At 47.0% G+C, this 980-nt stretch carries 1 protein-coding gene; it reads left to right on the top strand.

The window, feature by feature from the left end; translation table 11 throughout:
- Positions 1-218: 218 nt before the first annotated feature.
- Positions 219-980 (top strand): undecaprenyl-diphosphate phosphatase (locus AAY72_RS14095; RefSeq protein WP_057788362.1); only part of this gene is annotated, 762 nt, incomplete at its 3' end.

The following is a 980-nucleotide window of genomic DNA, read 5'->3' as shown; positions in this document are numbered from 1 at the left end:
ATTTCTGGGGATACCTCAGATCTACATTAGTATGTAATTTTAAAGGAAGGTTCCGGAACGATTTTCTGAAGCGAACAAATTCCGATTACATCACCAACAGACAATATCAGTGCATGCGAAAACATTTTAGCCCCCTTGAACCTAAAAACGGCGTTTATGTTAAACTGCTGCGATTTTTGCCGATCTAGTTTGCTGATAAAACGGAACTTTAACGCGATATGAGTGCACTTTACGCTATTTTTCTTGGCATTTTACAGGGTATTACCGAGTTTTTGCCGATTTCCAGCTCTGCCCACCTTATTCTGGCACCTTTGGTTACAGGCCAAGTCGATCAAGGGTTGGCATTTGATTTAGCTGTGCATATGGGCACCCTTTTGGCGGTGCTGCTGTACTTTCGCCGCGATGTGTTCAACTTAACAACAGATAGCCTGGCAGCACTTGCGCGGCGCCAACATGTCGGACAAAGCCCTCTGGCGCTTGCCGTTGTGCTGGGCACCATTCCGGCCTGCATCGCTGGTTTACTACTACTGGATTTAATTGATACCCACCTGCGCTCGGTGGCCGTTATTTTTGTTACTACCTTAGTATTTGGTATTCTGCTTGGTTTTGCCGATGTTACGGCTAAGGCTGAACGCGATTTGTCAACATTGACACTGAAAGACGCGCTGCTGGTGGGGTTAACGCAGGCCGTTTCTCTGATCCCCGGCACTTCACGCTCTGGTGCAACCATCACAGCAGGTTTGCTGCTGGGTTTAACCCGGCAAGCTGCGTCGCGCTTTTCATTCCTACTGGCGATACCTATCACCTTTTTAGCAGCCAGCGTTAAATTGCTGGAAGTAATTAGTACTGATGCCGCCAGTATTGATTGGCTGGTTTTTGCCATTGGCACCTTTACCGCTTTTATTACTGCACTTGCTGCCATTCACTTTTTCCTTGCTTGGCTAAATCGCTTTGGTATGTGGCCGTATGTGATTTATCGA

Origin of the sequence: Alishewanella sp. WH16-1 (assembly GCF_001441695.1) — a bacterium.
Taxonomy (GTDB): Bacteria; Pseudomonadota; Gammaproteobacteria; order Enterobacterales; family Alteromonadaceae; genus Alishewanella; species Alishewanella agri.
Note: the sequence above shows the minus strand (reverse complement) of the source record. Positions and strands in the feature narration are given on the sequence as shown.